Below are 18,518 nucleotides of genomic sequence, written 5' to 3' on the forward strand. Positions count from 1 at the left end.
TGTGGCGCGGTCAAGATCGTTGGATACATCAACATGAACCTGATCCAGACTCTGGAAGCGGAAGAAATCGCCCGCTTGAACAAGACTATCCCCGAGTTCGCTCCTGGTGACACCGTCATCGTGAACGTGAACGTGGTGGAAGGTAACCGCAAGCGCGTGCAGGCTTACGAAGGTGTGGTGATTGCCAAGCGCAATCGCGGCCTGAACAGTGGCTTCACCGTGCGCAAGATCTCCAGCGGCGAAGGTGTGGAACGTACATTCCAAACCTACAGCCCCCTGATCGCCAGCATCGAAGTCAAGCGCCGTGGTGACGTGCGTCGTGCCAAGCTGTACTACCTGCGTGACCGCAGCGGCAAGTCGGCACGTATCAAGGAAAAGCTGCCTTCGCGCGTCAAGGCTGCTGCAACCGCCGCATAAGCACCGCGCAATCTGTGCTTCAAACCGCTACAGTGCCTTGGCCTGTAGCGGTTTTTTGTTTTCTGGCGCTGGTTTCATGCCGGTATGCAGCGGCCGGGTTGCCGCACATTTGAATGTCTGGATGCATCGTGAACGCTTCTTCTGCAGCTCCCTTGGCGAAGCCTTTGTCGTCCATGGCGGGTTTTGATCCACGCGATGTGCCGGTGGCACAGGTGGACAGCCATCTGCCTGCTGTGCCCCTGCAGGCCCTGTCCCCCATGGCTTTGCGTCAGCGGTTTGCGCAGGCTCTGGTCTGGACTCCCGAGGTGCTGCTTGAAAAGCCCTACATGAACCGCCCCTCAGCCCAGGCGGCGGTGCTGGTGGGAATCGTCATGCGGGACGAACCCGCGGTATTGCTCACCGAGCGCACGGCTCATCTGTCCACGCATTCTGGGCAGGTGGCCTTTCCGGGGGGGCGGGTTGATCCGGAAGATGGCAGCGCTGCGCACACAGCGTTGCGTGAAGCCTGGGAAGAGGTGGGTCTGGCCGCAGAGCATGTGGAAGTGCTGGGGACGCTGCCCACGTATGTGACGGGCTCTTCCTTCGTTGTTTCGCCCGTTGTCGGGCTGGTGGCCCCGCAGGCCCCACTCACACCCAACCCCGACGAAGTGGCGGATGTGTTTGAAGTGCCTTTGGCCTTCCTGATGAACCCGGCCAACCACAGACACCATGTCTTCGAGAGTGAAGGCATCAGTCGCCAGTGGTTCTCCATGCCCTATCAAGATGGGGATGTCACCCGGTTCATCTGGGGCGCCACGGCAGGGATGCTGCGCAACTTCTATCGTTTTCTCTCGGCCTGAGCGTAGGCTGGTCGTGTCGCGTGGGAGGGCAGTCCATGTGTCGCAAACGCCATTTTTCATGTCTGGGTCCCTCTGGTTGGCATGCTTCATGGTGAGCGCAATGTCAAAAGATGTGCCTGAGCAGGCCGTTATGATTGCCCCATGAGTTTCTTTGCCATCCTGTTCGCTCTGCTGATCGAGCAGGCGCGCCCCCTCTCTCGCAGCAATCCGATTCACTCCGGGCTGCGTGCCTGGGCGCTGTCTGTCAGCCGCAATTTCGACGCGGGCAAAACACACCATGGATGGGTGGCCTGGAGCTTGGCTGTCGTGCTGCCTGCACTGGTCACCCTTGCGATTCACTGGGCCCTGTTGTGGGGGCTGGGGTGGCCGTTTGCGGTGGTGTGGAGCGTGGCGGTGCTCTACATCACGCTGGGCTTTCGCCAGTTCAGCCACCATTTCACGGGCATTCGGGATGCCTTGGAAGATGGCCAGGAAGATGCCGCCCGTGAGCGGCTGGCCCACTGGCAGCAGGTGGATGTAGGCATGCTGCCGCGCAGCGAAATCGTGCGGCATGTGATTGAGTATTCCGTCATTGCTGCGCACCGCCATGTGTTTGGTGTGCTGGCATGGTTTTCCATCCTGGCTGCGGTCGGGCTCGGCCCCACCGGTGCGGTCCTGTACCGGATGGCAGAGTTTGTGTCGCGTTACTGGCACCCTCGGCAACGTGCCATTGCCCAACCTGCCAGCGAGGCCCTGCAGACCGCGTCAGCACAGGCCTGGTGGGCCATGGACTGGATTCCTGCCCGCCTCACCGCCCTGAGCTTTGCGGTGGTGGGCAGTTTTGAGGAGGCGATTGACGGTTGGCGTTTCCATGCCCAGCGCTTTCCCAACGACAACGATGGCGTTGTTTTGGCGGCCACAGCGGGGGCGATCAATGTGCGTTTGGGGGGCGAGGCGCTCAAGGCCAAACCAGTACCCCATGGCTTGCAAGAGGGGCTGGAGATGGATGCTGACCTGGGGGATAGCGCATCGACTCCTGGGGTGACCCCTGAGGTGGGCCATCTGCGCAGTGTGGTGGGGCTGGTCTGGCGTTCCGTGGTGGTCTGGATGCTGCTGCTCGCCTTGCTCACGCTGGCGCGCCTTTTGGGCTGAGGGCGGCCAAGTCTGCCGGTTGAGATCGCTTCAGCCATCTGCCACAACCATGCCCAAGCATGGGCATAGCTGAGTGAGCAGCTGCTCTCTCAATAGCGCGGCTGACTCAGTTCCTCGAACAAATCACTATAAATTTTGTAGCGGCTTGCGCTGATCCCACCTGCCTCAGGAGCTTTTTCTAATGCAGCCTGCACCCCGCAGCCAGGTTCGTGCAGGTGGGTGCAGTTGTAGAAGCGGCAATCGGTGGCGTGCGCTGCAATGTCAGGCATGCAACTGGCCAGCTGCATGGGCGTGATGTGGTGCAGGCCGAACTCCTGAAAGCCCGGAGAGTCGATCAGCGCAGTCGTCCGTTGCGCGTCCACCCAGTACCAGTGGGTGCTGGTGGTGGTGTGCTTGCCGGAGTTGAGCGCTTGCGAAATCTCCCCCGTGAGCACGCTGGCTCCGGGCACCAGCAGGTTGATCAGCGTGCTTTTGCCCGAGCCAGACGGGCCCAGCACCAGCGTCGTCTTGCCTTGCAGTTGTTCCATGAGCAGTGCGCGATCCACTTCGCTGGACTGGGTGAGGCACAAGGGCAAAACGCGGTAGTGCCTGCCTTCGCTGCCCATATGGCGGTAGGGATGCAGACGCTCCCACGCGCGGGCAAAGGGCTCCACCAGGTCGCTCTTGTTCAGGGCGATCAGGGGGGTGATGTTCGTCGCCTCGGCAGTGATCAATGCGCGGGCGAGCTGGCTTTCTGAAAACACGGGCTCGGCAGCAATGAGGATCAGAACCTGATCGATGTTGGCTGCAAAAGACTTGGTGCGAATCTCGTCCTGGCGATAAAACAGGTTGCGCCGCTCCTGTACCTTCTCAATGGTGCCTTCGTCCCCTTGACCAGCAGGCGCAGCCTGCCACAGCACGCGGTCTCCCACGACGGCTTGGCTTTTCTTGCCGCGTGGGTGGCAGATGCGCCGCTCACCGTCCGGGGTCTCAACAACGCAATGGCGGCCATGGCTTGCCACCACGGTGCCTTCCATCAACGCGCTGCGCTCAGCCATGGCAATTGCCGGAGCAGGGGCTGGTCATGCGGGCTCCAGCAAGCGGTCGAACTGGGCTGCGCATTCCAGATCGGTGGCAGAAATACCGTTCACATCGTGCGTGTTGAGCCGCACTACGCAGCGGTTGTAGTGCACCGACAGGTCGGGGTGATGGTCTTGCGCGTTGGCAATGAAGGCCACCGCATTCACGAAGGCAATGGTCTCGTAGTAGTTGGCAAAGTGGTAGGTCTTCTCGATGGCTACATCGGAGCCGCTACCCGTCAGCATCCAGCCCTGTAGCTGGCTCAGTTGTGCTACAACTTTAGTAGCATTCAGCGCTCTGCGGGTCTGCGTGGACCAGTCTTTTTTCTTCAACATGGAAGTCATGGTGCGGTGGCTTTGGGGGGTTACAGGCGGGCCAGCCGCTCGGAGGCTGGGGGATGGGAGTAATAGAACTTCACGTACACCGGGTCTGGCGTCAGGGTGGACGCATTGTCTTCGTACAGCTTGAGCAGGGCAGAGCGCAAATCGGCAGCACGCGTTTGCGCCACTGCATAGGCGTCGGCCTGGAACTCGTGCTTGCGTGACATTTGCGCAAACACCGGAGAAACGAACTGCGTAAACACTGGGGTGGCCAGCATGAAAAGGAGCAGGGCAAGCGCGTCGTTGGGCGCATCGCTCCAGGCGGCGGACAGCCCCATGGAAGGGATGACCCCCAGCCCCGTGTAAAACCACCCTTGGGTGGAAAGCCAGCCCAGCAGAGCAAAACCTGCCAAGCTGAAGGCGAACATGCCCACGATGCGCTGGACGATGTGCCGGTGCTTGAAATGCCCCAGTTCGTGGGCCAGCACCGCTTCCACTTCATCAGCCGAGAGATTGCGCAAAAGCGTGTCGTAGAACACCACGCGCTTGGCAGCGCCAAAACCGGTGAAATAGGCGTTGGCATGGGCACTGCGGCGGCTGCCGTCCATCACAAACAGGCCCTTGGCTGAGAAGCCGCAACGCTGCATCAAAGCCGCAACACGCTGCTTGAGCGATTCATCTTCCAGCGGCTGGAACTTGTTGAAAAGGGGGGCGATGAAGGTGGGAAAGATCACCATCAGCAGCAGGTTGAAGCCCATCCACACTCCCCAGGCCCAAGCCCACCAGTAGGCTCCTGCAGCACCCATCAGCCAGAGGATGGCGGCGGCAATCGGCAGACCGATCAGTGCGCCCAGCAACACGGACTTGAGCATGTCCCCCATCCAAAGTGCAGGAGTGGTTTTGTTGAACCCAAAACGCTTTTCCTGCACGAAGGTTTTGTAGAGCGAGAAGGGCAGGTCCAGCAACCCGCTGATCAGCGCAAAGGCCGCCAGCAAGGCCAGTTGCTGCCACATGCCGCCGCCCATCCACTCCAGCAGCATCTGGTTCAGCAGGTTCAACCCGCCCAGCAAAGTCCACCCCAGCAGCACCGCGCTGCCTACCGCCAACTCCAGCATCTCCAGCCGGGCCTTTGCTACGGTGTAGTCCGCTGCCTTTTGATGGGCAGAGAGGGTAATGCGCTCAGCAAAAGCGGTTGGCACCGCGCCACGATGGGTAGCCACGTGCCGGATCTGGCGGGATGCGAGCCATAGCTTCATCAGCATGCCCAGGCTCAGTGCCAGCGCAAAGAGCAGAGTCAACAAGAGGGAGGGGGAGATTTCGTCAAAGAGAGCCATGTGCAGCGAGTTTAGGCCATCGGCGACAATGCGCACCATGTCAGAAGCGAACACCCCCACCCCTGCCTTGCTCAAGAAATCCGATCAAAACCTCGTATGGCTGGACTGCGAGATGACCGGCCTGGACCCGGAGAATGACCGCCTGCTGGAAATCGCCGTCGTGGTCACTGGCCCCCATCTGGAACCACGGGTGGAAGGGCCGGTGCTGGTCATCCACCAGTCTGACGAGCAACTGGGCAAGATGGACGCCTGGAATCGCGGCACCCACGGGCGCAGTGGCCTGACCGAAAAAGTGAAGGCATCGACCCTGACCGAGGCGGAAGCTGAGGAGCAGATTCTGGCTTTCCTGAGCCAATATGTGCCCAAGGGAGTTGCGCCCATGTGTGGCAACAGCATTGGGCAGGATCGTCGGTTTCTGGTGCGTTACATGCCCAAGCTGGAGCGCTTTTTCCACTACCGCAATCTGGATGTCAGCACACTCAAGGAACTGGCAAAGCGCTGGAAGCCCGAGGCTTACTCCAGTTTCAAAAAGGCGCAGCGACACACGGCGCTGGCTGACGTGCATGAATCCATTGATGAGCTGGCCCATTACCGAACCCATCTTTTGGCAGTGAGTTCGACCTGATTCATCGCAATGAATCCCGATCGCTCTATTGCGGGGAAACCCTTAAACGTGCAATAATCCTGGGCTGCGCCGATTTATGGCGCAGATTGCGCATCTCCCCTCACACACTGGGCTAGCAGGTTTCTGCTGCATGCGAACTCCGGTTCGCGATCTTTGCCCACCCGCACCGGTCAAGCCGGTACAGGTTTCGTTTGATGGTTGATGTTTTTTAACCATTGACGAGGCCACCCTCAGGCTACCGCCTGCGGATGTTTTCGTGTGAGAAAAATATGACCGACACTTTGCAAGTGCAGGGCGATTTCGCGCCTGCTGACTCTTCTATTTCCGCTGAATCCCTGAACGCTGCTGCAGCTGACGTTGCGCAAGAAACCAGCGAGCCCAATGGCTTTATCGAACTGGGCTTGGCCTCTGAGCTGGTGCGCGCCGTGGCAGACCTGGGTTACACCCAGCCCACCGGTGTTCAACGCAAGGCCATTCCTCTCGCAATGGGTGGTGGCAATGACTCTGGCAAATTCATCGATCTGATGGTGTCCAGCCAGACGGGTAGCGGCAAGACGGCTGCCTTCCTGCTGCCCGTGCTGCACACTCTGATCCAGCAACAGGCGCAGGCCGAAGCTGCTGAGCGTGAGGCTTTCGAGCGTGCCGTGGCTGAGGCTGCTGCGCGGGGTGAGCCTGCTCCCAAGCGCGCCAAGCGCAAGGACCCCACCAGCTCCCGCAACTTCAAGGCGGCGACCCCCGGTGCGCTGATCCTGTGCCCCACCCGCGAACTGGCCCAGCAAGTGGCCCACGACGCGATTGATCTCGTGAAGCACTGCCGCGGTCTGCGCGTGGCCAACGTGGTGGGCGGCATGCCCTACCAGTTGCAGATCGCCAAGCTGCAGAACGCCAATCTGGTGGTGGCAACTCCAGGCCGCCTGCTGGATTTGCAGCGCTCCATGCAGATCAAGCTGGACAAGGTCCAGTTCCTGGTGGTGGACGAAGCCGACCGCATGCTGGACCTGGGCTTCTCGGACGACCTGGCCGAGATCAATCAGCTCACCAGCCAGCGCAAGCAAACCATGATGTTCAGTGCCACGTTTGCGCCGCGCATTCAGCAGCTGGCCATGCGGGTGATGCACGACGGTGGTTCGTCCGTGCAGAAGGTGACCATCGACTCTCCTCAGGAGAAGCATGCCAACATCAAGCAGGTGCTGTACTGGGCCGATAACGCCCAGCACAAGCGCAAGTTGCTGGACCACTGGCTGCGCGATACATCCATCAACCAGGCCATCGTGTTCGCCAGCACCCAGGTGGAATGCGACGGCTTGGCCAATGATCTGCAGCAAGACGGCTTCTCTGCCGTCGCCTTGCACGGTGCCTTGAGCCAAGGTCTGCGCAACCGTCGTCTGATGGCGCTGCGCAACGGGCAGGTTCAGATTCTGGTGGCAACGGATGTGGCTGCCCGTGGTATTGATGTGCCGACCATCACGCACGTCTTCAACTTTGGCCTGCCGATGAAGGCTGAGGATTACACCCACCGCATTGGCCGTACCGGTCGTGCGGGTCGTGATGGCCTGGCTGTCACGTTTGCCGAGTTCCGTGATCGTCGCAAGATTTTTGACATCGAAGGCTACAGCCGTCAGCAGTTCAAGTCGGAAGTGATTCCCGGTCTGGAGCCCACACAGCGTGCTCCGCAAACTCCCCGTGGTGACTTCGGCGGCCGCGGACGCTCCGGTGGCTTTGAAGGCCGTGACCGTCGCTTTGCTGGCCGCGGAGACCGCGGTGGTAACGATCGCGGTGGTTTTGGCGGTGGATTTGCGGGCCGTGGTTCTGCAGGCCCCCGTGGTGGCGAGGGCTTTGCTCCCCGCGAAGAGCGCGGCTTCGGTCAGCGCCGTGACAACGAAGGCTATGGCCGCAAACCTGGCTTTGGTGACAGTGCGCCCCGTGGTGGTTTTGGTCCTCGCGCTGAAATGGGTGCTCCACGTGCTGAACGTGGTGACTTTGCGCCACGCAAACCCGCCTTTGCCAAGCCAGCAGGCGCAGGTGGCGGCAAGTTTGCTCCGCACGACGCACGCAAGCGCCCTGCACGCCCAGCACGTTGATGGGATGGGCTGTGGGTGATGACATCCACTGATACCTTTCAAAGCCACTGCTCGTAAGAGCAGTGGCTTTTTTACTGGCGGGTTCTTTGGCAGATGTGTAAGGATTTGTTCACTTTTTGCCGATCTGTCTCCGCATAATGGGCGTTGAAAGGATCTTGCTGTGTCTTCCTCCGTTTCTTCTGGTGCTGATTTCGAGCACATGTTCAATCTGGCTCCTGTCTCGCTCTGGCTGGAGGATTACGGCGGCCTGAAAACGCTGTTCGACGGATGGCGCGCCGAGGGCGTAGAGGACCTTCGGGCTCACTTGCAGGCAGAGCCGGCTCTGCTCGCCCAGTGCAGTGCGGCGCTCAAGGTTTTGCGGGTGAACCAGCGAACGCTGGATCTCTTCGCGGCCCCCACGCAGGATGTTTTGGTGTCCCAGCTGTCCAGGGTGTTCAGGGATGACATGCACGCGTCCATGGTTCGGGAGCTGGCGCAGCTGTGGAATGGTTGCCTTGAGTTCACCAACGAGACCGTGAACTACGCGCTGGATGGTCGCCGCCTGGATGCCCGTATCAGTGTGCGCGTCTTGCCTGGGCATGAGGAGGACTGGAGTCGGGTGCTGGTCTCCTTGGAGGACATCACTCAGGAGGTGCGAGGTGCGCACCAATTGCGACGCAGCGAGCAATACGCGCGTGATTTGTTCGAGTACTCCCCCGTGTCCTTGTGGGTAGAAGATTTCAGTGCCATCAAGGCGTTGCTTGACGGGGTGCGCGCCCAAGGAATTGGTGATTTCAAGACTTTTCTGAAGGTGCACCCCGAGTTCATTTCGCGCTGCATGCAGGAAATCCGGGTGATCGACGTGAACCAGCAGACGCTGCAGATGTTTGGCGCCAGCTCCAAGGAGCATTTGCTCAACAACATCAGCCGTGTGTTCCGTGGCGAGATGCGCGAGTCGTTTGCCGAGCAACTGCAGGATCTGTGGGAAGGGCGGACCGTTCAGCAGCGCGAGGTGACCAACTATTCCCTCACGGGGGAGGCTGTGCACATCCACATGCAGTTTTCGGTGCTGAACAGTCACCTTGATGACTGGAGCCTGGTGCTGCTTTCGCTGGTGGATATCACGGCCCGCAAGAAAGCCGAGGCTTACCTGGAATACTTGGGCAAGCATGATGTCCTGACCCAGCTGCGCAACCGTGCTTTCTATGCGGAAGAACTGAATCGCCTCACGCGCAAGGGGCCCTGGCCTTTTGCGGTGATTGCCATTGATCTCAACGGCCTCAAGGCCATCAATGACGAACAAGGGCATGCAGCGGGTGACGCCATGCTGCGCCGCGCTGGAGAAGTGCTTGCCAAGGCCGTTGATGCCCCTGCCTGTGCCGCCCGCGTCGGGGGAGATGAGTTTGCTGTGCTTCTTCCTGGTGTGGATGAGCGTGGAGCTTTGGCGGTGCGAGAGCGCATCCTGTCGCTGGTTGAAATGAACAACCAGTTCTACTCAGGACAGCCCCTGGGCTTTGCAATGGGTATTGCCTGTTGCCAGTCGGGTGAAGGGGTGGAGGCTGCACTGCTCAAGGCCGATCAGGCCATGTACGAGGAAAAGCGACGGTACTACCAGCAGATGGGCACGGAGCGCCGACGCTAGCAGGCGCATGGCTGCCCTCGGCTATTTGGCTGGGTGGGAGGCTTTCTTGCCTATCTCTGGCCAGCGGTGATGCAGGTACAGCCATGAGGCAAGCCCTATGCACAGCATGAGCAGCGAGGCCAGTGCGAGCCCGCGTGTGGAATGCATCACCATGGGGGAAACCACCCCCGCCACGATCCCGTTGGCGGTGGAGCCCACAAAAGCCTGGAGCGACGAAGCCATGCCCCGCCGTTCGGGAGCGAGGTCCAGCACCAGCAGCGTCACTACCGGCACCATCAATGCCCACCCGAAGGCAAAGATGGCAATGGGCAGCAAGGCCCAGGCAGGGTGAGGTGGCAGAACCAGGTTCAGTGCCACGTTGACGATGCCCACTGTGAACATGATCACGAAGCCATGGCGGATTTGGCGTTTGGGTGCGATGCGGCCTGCCAGCCGACCGCTGAGCCACGCACCACCCATGATTCCCGAGATGGTCAACACGAAAAACCAGAAGAACTGCGTGGGTGCGAGATGCAGGTGCTCGCCCAGGAATGCGGGGGCAGAGAGCACATACAGAAACATGCCATTGAAAGGGATGCCACTCGCAAAGGCCAGCAGCACGAACTTGGGACTGGAGCCCAACGCCCAATAGCCACGCATGAGGTGGGGCACATTGAAAGGCTGGCGATGCTCGGCGTGCAGCGTCTCAGGCAGCAGGCGGAAATTCGTGATCCACAGTGTGGCACCCACCAGCGCAAGGAACCAGAAGATGCTCTGCCAGCCGGTGTGCACAAACAGCCATCCACCGACGATGGGTGCAATGGCGGGAGCCACGCCAAAGTAAATGGTGACCTGGCTCATCACCTTCTGCGCCTGGGCGGGCGGGAACATGTCTCGAATCACCGCCCGGGACACCACAATGCCCGCGCCGGTAGACAAGCCTTGCACCGCGCGGAAAAACACCAGTTGCCCGATGTTCTGGGACAGTGCGCAGCCCGCCGATGCGATGGTGAAGAGAGCGATGCCCCAGAGCACCACGGGCCGCCTGCCAAAGCTGTCCGCCAAGGCCCCATGGAAGAGGTTCATGAATGCGAACCCGAACAGATAAGCCGACAGGGTCTGCTGCATCTGGATGGGCGTGGCTCCGAGCGCTGTAGCAATCCCGGAGAACGCCGGGATGTACGTGTCGATGGAGAAGGGCCCCAGCATGCCCAGAATGGCCAGCAAGAAAGCTAGGGCCCATTGCGGGCCTTTCCAGAGCGTGTGGGCTTGTGGATTCATGGTTGACCAGTCACCTTGATGCGCTGATGAAAAGAGGGTGGATCAGCGAAGGAAATAGAAAACGCCGCGCAAAAGCAAAAAGCCGAAACTACAAAGTAGCTTCGGCTTTCTGTTGCCTTGCGGCTTGTTTGGTGGGTCCTGAGTGACTCGAACACTCGACCTACGGATTAAGAGTCCGCTGCTCTACCAACTGAGCTAAGAACCCAAACTTTTTATTTGGTCTGCATCGCTGCAGAGACTCGTATTATGCACTATTTTTCACGGCTGGCGCAAGTTGCGAAGAATTTATTGCATTGCGTTTCGGCTGGCCAGCTCTACGAACAGCCCGCTGTGGTCCAGGTCTTCCAGGCCGTGGTCTATGCCTTGGGCATAGAGAGACTCAAACAAGGCAGTTACGGGCGCATCGAAACCGATCTCGGCAGCGGTTGCCAAGGCATTGCGCATGTCCTTGAGTTGAACGGCCATACGGGCTTTGGGTGCGAAATCGCGGTCTACCATGCGCTGGCCGTGCAATTGCAAGATGCGGCTGTCTGCAAATCCTCCCATGATGGCTTCACGCACCTTGGCCATGTCGGCCCCGCCTTTGGCTGCGAACAGCAGGGCTTCGGCGACGGCACCGATGGAGATGCCGACAATCATCTGATTGGCCAGTTTGGCCAGTTGGCCGCAGCCGTGCGGCCCCACATGCGTTGCGCGGCCAAGGTGGGCGAACACCGGCTGGGCCCGCGCAAAATCCTCAGCCCTGCCACCCGCCATGATGGCCAGCGTGCCATTTTCTGCACCCACCGTGCCGCCGGATACGGGAGCATCCAGATGCGCCTTGCCCAGCTCGCCAAGGCGTGCTGCATGGTCACGCGCCTCGCGCGGCTGGATGGAAGCCATGTCGATCAACAGTGCGCCCGGCTGCATCGCCTGGGCGACCCCTTGCTCGAAAAGCACTTGGCCCACCACCGGGCCGTTTTCCAGAAAGCTGATGACGATATCGGTATGCCGCACCGCCTCCGCAGCCACAGAGTGCACTGCAATACCATGCGCGGCGAGTGGTTCTGCCTTGGCGCGTGTGCGGTTCCAGACATGAACCTGGTGACCTGCCGCCTGCAGGCGCCGGGCGGTGGGGTTGCCCATCATGCCAATGCCCAGAACGGCGATACGAAGCGAAGGTTGGGTCATGGCTTTTTTCTCAAGCGTTGTCTCTGGGTACATGATGGCGCTTTTGCGCGCGTCACCCTGTCACGTAGCTTGCAGCGTGCTCAGAGAGAGAAGATGATGCCGTTCGCCGCTGCCACACCCGCAGCCCCACGGATTTCAAACAGCTCGCAAACCTTCAAGGAGATTTCAGGAATGTCCCTTCCGCAGCACGATCCCGCCTGGCTGGAGCGCATGTACAACAACCGCGCACTGGTCCCTGAGCACATGGAGTTTTTTCAGCGCTGGGCGACTGATTCAGCCCAGGTGCGTCGCAATATTCCCTGCGAACTGGATGTGGCCTACGGCACGGGCGTGGGCGAGAGTCTGGACATCTTCCCGGCAGAGCGTGTGGCCCCAGGCGGCGTTCCCGTCCTTGTTTTCATTCACGGCGGGTACTGGCGGTCGCTCGACAAATCAGACCACTCCTTCATCGCACCGGCTTTTACCCGTGCCGGGTTCTGCGTGGTGGTGCTGAACTATGCCCTGTGCCCCGGCATGCCGGAGGCTCCGGTGACCATCCCTCACATCGGGCGGCAGATGGAAAAGGCCTTTGCCTGGGTGTGGCGCAATATTGCACGCCATGGTGGCGACCCCGCCCGCATCACGGCGGTGGGCCACTCGGCAGGTGGGCAGCTCGCGGCCATGTTGCTGACCAGCGTGTGGCCTTTGATCAGTGCGGAGTTGCCTGATGGCCTGGTGCGCAATGCGCTGTCCATCTCAGGCGTGCACGATCTGGAGCCGTTGATGTACACGCCTTTTCTGCAAGAGAGCTTGCGCATTACCGACGGCCATGTGCAGCAGGCCAGCCCTGCGAGGTTGCAGGCACCGGCCCGGGGTGTGCTCTACAGCGTGGCCGGTGGGGAGGAGAGTGACGAGTTCAAGCGCCAGGCCCAGCTGATTCAGGATGCCTGGGGATCCCACGCGGTGCCCCGGGTGCAGCTGATGCCGGGGTTGAACCACTTCAGCGTGCTCGATGCCCTGGCCAAGCCAGGGCACGACCTGCACCACATGGCGCAGAACCTGCTGCGGGCACCGTGAACAGGGCTGGGCGGGCTCTTTGCGAGCGGCCACCAAAGACCGCCAAGACGGCCCCCACAGCCCAGCCCTTGGACGGGACGGCTACATCAGCAGGTGTTCACCTGCGTTGTCGCCGCCCAGAATCACATAGTTCACCTTGCGGATGTCCATGAGCTTGGTGCCACCCGCGTAGCTGATGGAGCTTTGCACGTCCTGCTCCATCTCCACCAGCGTGTTGGCCAGCTTGCCTTTGATGGGCTCCAGGATGCGCTTGCCCTCCACGTGCTTGTACTCGCCCTTGTTGAAGTCCGAGGCCGAGCCGTAGTATTCCTTGAACAGCTCACCGTCCACTTCCACCGTCTTGCCGGGTGATTCCTCGTGCCCCGCGAACAGGGAACCGATCATCACCATGGTTGCACCGAAACGGATGCTTTTGGCAATGTCGCCATGGCTGCGGATGCCGCCATCGGCAATGATGGGCTTGGTGGCCACACGGGCGCACCACTTGAGCGCGCTGAGCTGCCATCCGCCCGTGCCAAAACCGGTCTTGAGCTTGGTGATGCACACCTTGCCGGGGCCCACGCCCACCTTGGTGGCGTCTGCGCCCCAGTTTTCCAGGTCAATCACCGCCTCAGGCGTGGCCACGTTGCCGGCAATCACAAAGGACTGCGGCAGCTTCTGCTTGAGGTAGCCGATCATGTTCTTCACGCTGTCGGCATGGCCGTGGGCGATGTCGATGGTGATGTACTCGGGCACCAGACCCTGGGCTACCAACTGGTCCACTGTGTCGTAGTCGGGTTGTTTCACCCCCAGGGAGATCGACGCAAAGCACCCCTTGGCGTGCATGTCCTTCACAAACTGAACGTTGTCCAGGTCAAAACGGTGCATCACGTAGAAGTAGCCGTTCTTCGCCATCCACTCGCAAATACGCTCATCCACCACCGTCTTCATGTTGGCAGGCACCACGGGCAGCTTGAAGCGCCGTCCGCCCAGCTCCACGCTGGCGTCGCACTCAGAGCGGCTTTCCACACGGCACTTGCGTGGCAGCAGCAGGATGTTGTCGTAGTCGAAGATTTCCATGAGATTCCAAGCTCCTTTGAAAAGGCACTGCCGAACCATTTCGGCAGCGTGGGGCGCTTGGCTTGGGACCGGCTTTGTGAGTACAGGCGTGAGAGCTGGTACCGAACCCTGGTTGCACAGGCACAAAAAAACCGGGCATCAAGAAACTTGGGCCCGGTGATTGATTCTAGGCGCATGGCGAGGCGCTGTCATAACGCCATCCGTATGACCTGTATTACCGGCATGCTGACCGGGCTGCGGCCACCACTTCGCCCTGTGCGTTCTGCACCCAGCCCACCATGTGCAGCCGCTCTGCCTTGGCCCCTTCAGGAATGCGCATGGGGCGGTTGTCCATCCAGGCAAAGCGGCTGCGAATCAGCTCTGATTTTGGTAGCTGGTTGCGCTCATCCCATGTGCCTGAGAGCATGTTTCGCACCAGATTGCGCGCCACGGGCGTGCCTTCGCCGCCTGCGGGAACCGACTCCACCAGCAGCAGGTGGTAGTGCCAGGAACCCGCCGTAGAGGCCCGCCCGGCATGGGTGGCCCGCAGCGCGATGCCCGTGCCCAGATAGTCATTCATGGGCAGGCCGTGGGCTACGCGCAAGGGCTGGGTGAGTTGGTGGCTGTGGTGCTGGCCGCGCAGCACGCTGGCGGTGGCCATATCGGTGGTGGCAGGCGTACCGCGCCCCAGCTCTTCCAGCCGCAACAGGCCATCACGGCTGGCGGCCGCAGCCAGCGGGGCATCCTCGCCCTGCGTGCCCGGCACGATCCAGTCCAGCACCAGGGTGGATGGCGCAGATGGCGCGGGGGTGGCCGGGTCTGCCCAGCAGGCTTCGCAATCGGCACTGATGAAGCGCTCGAACAGAGCGGTGGGGCGGGGGGCGCCATCGCTGCTGCAGCTGGCTTGCGCAGCGGCTGCCGCGGTGAAAAGGCTGGCGGCAGCGCCAATCGCAAGGGCAAAAACAGAGAAACGGGCCATGGTGAAGGTGGGCTTTCTACAATGGCTCCATGTTCCCACAAGATCTGTTTTCCGGGGCACCCGATGAGCCGGTGCCCCCATCCGCTGCTGCGCCCTTCAATCCATCTTCGGGTGCGCCGATGCACGCTACTGCCCACGCATCCATGAACTCGCCCCTGTTGGTTGGTCTGAACGAAGAACAACTCGCCGCAGTCACCCTGCCCGCAGGCCACGCACTCATCCTGGCGGGCGCGGGCTCGGGCAAGACGCGTGTGCTCACCACCCGCATTGCGTGGCTGCTGCAGCATGGCCACGTCACGCCCGGTGGCATCCTGGCCGTCACCTTTACGAACAAGGCCGCCAAGGAGATGGTGGCGCGCCTCACCGCCATGCTGCCGGTGAACGTGCGCGGCATGTGGATCGGCACCTTCCATGGCCTGTGCAACCGCCTTTTGCGCGCACACCACAAGGCTGCGGGCCTGCCGCAGGCGTTCCAGATTCTGGACACGCAAGACCAGCTCTCGGCCATCAAGCGGCTGTGCAAGCAGTTCAATGTGGATGAAGAGCGCTTTCCGCCCAAGCAGCTGGCTTACTTCATTGCGGGCTGCAAAGAAGAGGGCATGCGCCCCGGCGATGTGCCCGCGCACGATGCCGATGGCCGCAAGAAGATCGAGCTTTACCTGCTGTACGAAGAGCAGTGCCAGCGCGAAGGGGTTGTGGACTTTGGCGAACTGATGCTGCGCTCTTATGAGCTGCTGCGCGACAACGATCCGATTCGCGAGCACTACCAGCGGCGCTTCCGCCACATCCTGGTTGATGAGTTTCAGGACACCAACCGCCTGCAGTACCTGTGGCTCAAGCAGATGGCCGGCGACGAGGTGGCGGGCCGCCTGCAAAGCCAGGGTAGCGTGATGGCCGTGGGCGATGACGACCAGAGCATCTACGCCTTTCGCGGCGCACGCGTGGGCAACATGGCCGACTTTGTGCGCGAGTTTGACGTGCAGCACCAGATCAAGCTGGAGCAGAACTACCGCAGCTACAGCAACATCCTCGACTCCGCCAACCACCTCATCAGCCACAACAGCCGCCGCCTGGGCAAAAACCTGCGCACCACGCAGGGCGCGGGCGAACCTGTGCGCGTGTATGAAGCCACCACCGACCTGGCCGAGGCGCAGTGGATGGTCGATGAGATCAAGCAACTGGTGCGCAGCGACGGTTTTGAGCGCAAAGAGATTGCCGTGCTCTACCGCAGCAACGCGCAAAGCCGGGTGATCGAATCGGCGCTGTTCAATGCGTCAGTGCCCTACCGCGTGTATGGCGGCCTGCGCTTTTTTGAGCGCGCCGAAATCAAGCACGCACTGGCCTACCTGCGCCTGCTAGAGAACCCGCACGACGACACGAGCTTTCTGCGCGTCGTCAACTTCCCGCCGCGCGGCATTGGGGCACGCAGCATTGAAGTGCTGCAGGACGCCGCCCGCGCCGCAGGCTGCTCGCTGCACGATGCCGTGAGCGCCGTGCCCGGCAAGGCTGGCACCAACTTCAAGGCCTTCGTCGCCATGATCGACGTGCTGCGCGAGCAGACCGAGGGCCGGTCGCTGCGGGGCATCATCGAGCAGATGCTCGAATCCAGCGGGCTGGTGGAGCACTTCCGCACCGAAAAAGAAGGCGCTGACCGCATTGAGAACTTGCAGGAACTGGTGAACGCCGCCGAGAGCTTCGTCACACAAGAAGGCTTTGGCCGCGATGCCGTGGCCCTGCCGCTGGATGAGCATGGTCAGCCGCTCACGCAGAGTGCCGTCAGCCAAGGCCTGGACCCGAACGCCCCGGTGCTGGATGAGCCGCTCAAGCCCGCTAACTCTGCCAACCCCACCAACCCCGCAGGCATCATCGACGCAGACACGGGCGAAACCCTCTCGCCGCTGGTCGCCTTCCTCACCCACGCCGCGCTGGAAGCTGGCGACAACCAGGCCCAGGCAGGGCAAGACGCCGTGCAGCTCATGACCGTGCACGCCAGCAAGGGGCTGGAGTTTGACGGCGTGTTCATCGGCGGCCTGGAAGAGGGCCTGTTCCCGCACGACAACTCTTCCAGCGACCGCGATGGGCTGGAGGAAGAGCGCCGCCTGATGTACGTGGCCATCACCCGCGCCCGCAAACGCCTGTACCTCAGCCATTCGCAAACGCGCATGCTGCACGGCCAGACGCGCTACAACGTCAAGAGCCGCTTTTTTGACGAACTGCCCGAAGCGTGCCTCAAATGGATCACGCCCAAGCAGCAAGGCTTTGGCTCGTTTGCTCCCAATTCAGGAGCTGTTAGCGCTTACCAGTCGGGCGCTAGAGGCTCATTTGGCTTCAAATCTGAAACCTTTGCCAGCCCACCCGTACCTCCACAAAAGGCCGCGCCCTCGCACGGGCTGCGCGCAGGCACCGCTGTGTTCCACACCAAGTTTGGCGAAGGCAAGGTGCTGGCCATTGAAGGCACGGGCGACGACGCCCGCGCCCAGGTCAACTTCCCCCGCCACGGCACCAAGTGGCTGGCGCTGAGCGTGGCGAAATTGACAGTGGTGGATTGATCCGCCTGCTGGCAAGGCGAAGGTTTGGAATAGCCCTAAATGGCGCTGGCGCTTATCCATCAAGCGCCAGCAGCTATCTATTTGGTAGTGATGCAGGTGGTCTGTACCTGCGTACGCGTCAAAACTCCAGGTTGTCAATCAACCGTGTACTGCCCAGCCGCGCCGCGCCCAGGGCCACCAGGGTGCCGGGGCCGTCGTGGGCGGTGGCGGGTTGCAGGTCGGTGCGGCGGCGCACGGTGAGGTAGTCGGGTTGCCAGCCTCGGGCGCGCAGTACGTCCATGGCCTGTTGCTCCAGCGCGTGGGGTGGGGCGGTGAGGTCGCTTTGTTGCAGGGCCTGCAGCCAGCGTTCGCTCAGGTGTTGCAGTGCCTGGGCCAGGGCCACGGCTTCCTGGCGCTCTTGCAGGCTCAGATACCCGTTGCGCGAGCTGAGGGCCAGGCCATCGGGTGCGCGGGCGGTGTCGCCCGCCACGATGGTGATGGGCAGCGCAAACTGCTGCACCATCTGGCGTATGACCATGAGTTGCTGGTAGTCCTTTTTGCCAAACACGGCCACGCCGCCCGTCTGGCCCAGCACGCAGGCAAACAGCTTCATCACCACGGTGGCGACGCCGGTAAAAAAGCCGGGGCGAAAGTGTCCTTCCAGCAGGTCGGCCAGTGCGGGGGCGGGGTGCACTTTGAAGGTTTGGGGCTGGGGGTACAGGTCGGCCTCGCGCGGGGCAAACAGCACGTCGCAGCCTGCGCTTTGCAGGGCGGCGCAGTCCGCTTCCCAGGTGCGGGGGTAGCTGTCAAAGTCTTCGTGCGGCAAGAACTGCAGGCGGTTCACAAAAATGCTGGCCACGGCAACGTCGCCTAGCGGCTTGGCCTGGCGCACCAAGCTCAGGTGCCCCTCGTGTAGGTTGCCCATGGTGGGCACAAAGGCGGGGCGGCGGTAGGGGGCTAGGGCCTGGCGCAGTTCGTCGATGGTGTGGGTGATGAGCATGGGGCGGGACTGGGTGTTTGTCTTCGTATTCGAATGCGTCTTGGTGTTCAAAACCAAAGG

General features: G+C 61.4%; 17 protein-coding genes and 1 tRNA gene. 8 read left to right on the forward strand and 10 right to left on the reverse strand.

Features of this window, described 5'->3' with window-relative positions:
- Positions 1 to 33: 33 nt before the first annotated feature.
- Entirely contained in the window at positions 34 to 417 is a 384-nt protein-coding gene (gene rplS, locus AACH87_RS07290; RefSeq protein WP_015013107.1) for a 50S ribosomal protein L19, read from the forward strand.
- A gap of 19 nt (positions 418 to 436) precedes the next feature.
- Here the strand turns inward: rplS and AACH87_RS07295 are convergent, their stop codons facing one another.
- Entirely contained in the window at positions 437 to 592 is a 156-nt protein-coding gene (locus AACH87_RS07295; protein WP_338798110.1) for a hypothetical protein, read from the reverse strand.
- Between AACH87_RS07295 and AACH87_RS07300 the strand changes: the two genes are divergently transcribed.
- Both AACH87_RS07300 and AACH87_RS07305 read left to right on the forward strand, forming a co-directional pair.
- Complete coding sequence (locus tag AACH87_RS07300; protein WP_338798111.1) at positions 591 to 1,256, forward strand: CoA pyrophosphatase; 666 nt, start codon at positions 591 to 593, stop codon at positions 1,254 to 1,256. The two genes, AACH87_RS07295 and AACH87_RS07300, sit on opposite strands and share 2 nt — an antisense overlap.
- Before the next feature lie 141 nt (positions 1,257 to 1,397).
- A complete protein-coding gene (locus tag AACH87_RS07305; protein WP_338798112.1) occupies positions 1,398 to 2,387 on the forward strand; it encodes a CobD/CbiB family protein in 990 nt (329 codons plus the stop codon).
- A gap of 89 nt (positions 2,388 to 2,476) precedes the next feature.
- On the opposite strand, the gene rsgA is transcribed toward AACH87_RS07305, so the two are convergent.
- From rsgA to AACH87_RS07320, 3 genes are read right to left on the reverse strand one after another with little or no spacing between them, the layout of a single operon-like run.
- Entirely contained in the window at positions 2,477 to 3,424 is a 948-nt protein-coding gene (rsgA, locus tag AACH87_RS07310; protein WP_338798113.1) for a ribosome small subunit-dependent GTPase A, read from the reverse strand.
- 24 nt (positions 3,425 to 3,448) lie between these two features.
- Entirely contained in the window at positions 3,449 to 3,790 is a 342-nt protein-coding gene (locus tag AACH87_RS07315; RefSeq protein ID WP_338798114.1) for a 4a-hydroxytetrahydrobiopterin dehydratase, read from the reverse strand.
- Between the two features lie 20 nt (positions 3,791 to 3,810).
- Entirely contained in the window at positions 3,811 to 5,139 is a 1,329-nt protein-coding gene (locus AACH87_RS07320) for a M48 family metallopeptidase (protein ID WP_338798116.1), read from the reverse strand.
- Between AACH87_RS07320 and orn the strand changes: the two genes are divergently transcribed.
- The 3 genes from orn (at position 5,138) to AACH87_RS07335 (ending at position 9,427) form a co-directional block, all read left to right on the forward strand.
- Positions 5,138 to 5,725: an oligoribonuclease gene (gene orn, locus AACH87_RS07325; protein ID WP_338798117.1), complete on the forward strand. Its 588-nt coding sequence runs from the start codon at positions 5,138 to 5,140 to the stop codon at positions 5,723 to 5,725. The two genes, AACH87_RS07320 and orn, sit on opposite strands and share 2 nt — an antisense overlap.
- A 269-nt stretch (positions 5,726 to 5,994) precedes the next feature.
- Positions 5,995 to 7,806 (forward strand): DEAD/DEAH box helicase, encoded by a 1,812-nt coding sequence (locus tag AACH87_RS07330; protein ID WP_338798118.1) that lies wholly within the window; start codon positions 5,995 to 5,997, stop codon positions 7,804 to 7,806.
- Positions 7,807 to 7,966: 160 nt separating this feature from the next.
- Positions 7,967 to 9,427, forward strand: coding sequence for a GGDEF domain-containing protein (locus AACH87_RS07335; protein ID WP_338798119.1), 1,461 nt, complete (start codon positions 7,967 to 7,969; stop codon positions 9,425 to 9,427).
- Positions 9,428 to 9,448: 21 nt separating this feature from the next.
- Here the strand turns inward: AACH87_RS07335 and AACH87_RS07340 are convergent, their stop codons facing one another.
- The 3 genes from AACH87_RS07340 to AACH87_RS07350 all read right to left on the reverse strand — a co-directional run bounded on the left by AACH87_RS07340 (position 9,449) and on the right by AACH87_RS07350 (position 11,857).
- Positions 9,449 to 10,687 carry a multidrug effflux MFS transporter gene (locus AACH87_RS07340; protein WP_338798121.1) on the reverse strand — a complete coding sequence of 413 codons (1,239 nt, stop codon included), beginning with the start codon at positions 10,685 to 10,687 and terminating at the stop codon, positions 9,449 to 9,451.
- A 129-nt stretch (positions 10,688 to 10,816) separates the two neighbouring features.
- Positions 10,817 to 10,892: transfer RNA gene (locus tag AACH87_RS07345), tRNA-Lys, on the reverse strand.
- 80 nt (positions 10,893 to 10,972) lie between these two features.
- On the reverse strand, positions 10,973 to 11,857 hold the full coding sequence (locus tag AACH87_RS07350) for an NAD(P)-dependent oxidoreductase (protein ID WP_338798122.1): 885 nt from the start codon (positions 11,855 to 11,857) through the stop codon (positions 10,973 to 10,975).
- A 171-nt stretch (positions 11,858 to 12,028) separates the two neighbouring features.
- Here AACH87_RS07350 and AACH87_RS07355 point away from each other — a divergent pair, with 171 nt between their 5' ends.
- Entirely contained in the window at positions 12,029 to 12,913 is an 885-nt protein-coding gene (locus tag AACH87_RS07355; RefSeq protein WP_338798123.1) for an alpha/beta hydrolase, read from the forward strand.
- An 81-nt stretch (positions 12,914 to 12,994) separates the two neighbouring features.
- Here AACH87_RS07355 and AACH87_RS07360 read toward each other — a convergent pair whose 3' ends face one another.
- Complete coding sequence (locus AACH87_RS07360; protein WP_338798124.1) at positions 12,995 to 13,972, reverse strand: GMP reductase; 978 nt, start codon at positions 13,970 to 13,972, stop codon at positions 12,995 to 12,997.
- Between the two features lie 214 nt (positions 13,973 to 14,186).
- On the reverse strand, positions 14,187 to 14,930 hold the full coding sequence (locus AACH87_RS07365; RefSeq protein WP_338798125.1) for a hypothetical protein: 744 nt from the start codon (positions 14,928 to 14,930) through the stop codon (positions 14,187 to 14,189).
- Positions 14,931 to 14,959: 29 nt separating this feature from the next.
- Here AACH87_RS07365 and AACH87_RS07370 point away from each other — a divergent pair, with 29 nt between their 5' ends.
- Complete coding sequence (locus AACH87_RS07370; protein ID WP_338798126.1) at positions 14,960 to 17,479, forward strand: UvrD-helicase domain-containing protein; 2,520 nt, start codon at positions 14,960 to 14,962, stop codon at positions 17,477 to 17,479.
- Between the two features lie 118 nt (positions 17,480 to 17,597).
- Here the strand turns inward: AACH87_RS07370 and panC are convergent, their stop codons facing one another.
- Positions 17,598 to 18,458 (reverse strand): pantoate--beta-alanine ligase, encoded by an 861-nt coding sequence (gene panC, locus AACH87_RS07375; protein WP_338798128.1) that lies wholly within the window; start codon positions 18,456 to 18,458, stop codon positions 17,598 to 17,600.
- Positions 18,459 to 18,518 lie beyond the last annotated feature (60 nt).

The sequence above is a fragment of the Acidovorax sp. DW039 genome, from assembly GCF_037101375.1.
Lineage (GTDB): Bacteria > Pseudomonadota > Gammaproteobacteria > Burkholderiales > Burkholderiaceae_C > Acidovorax.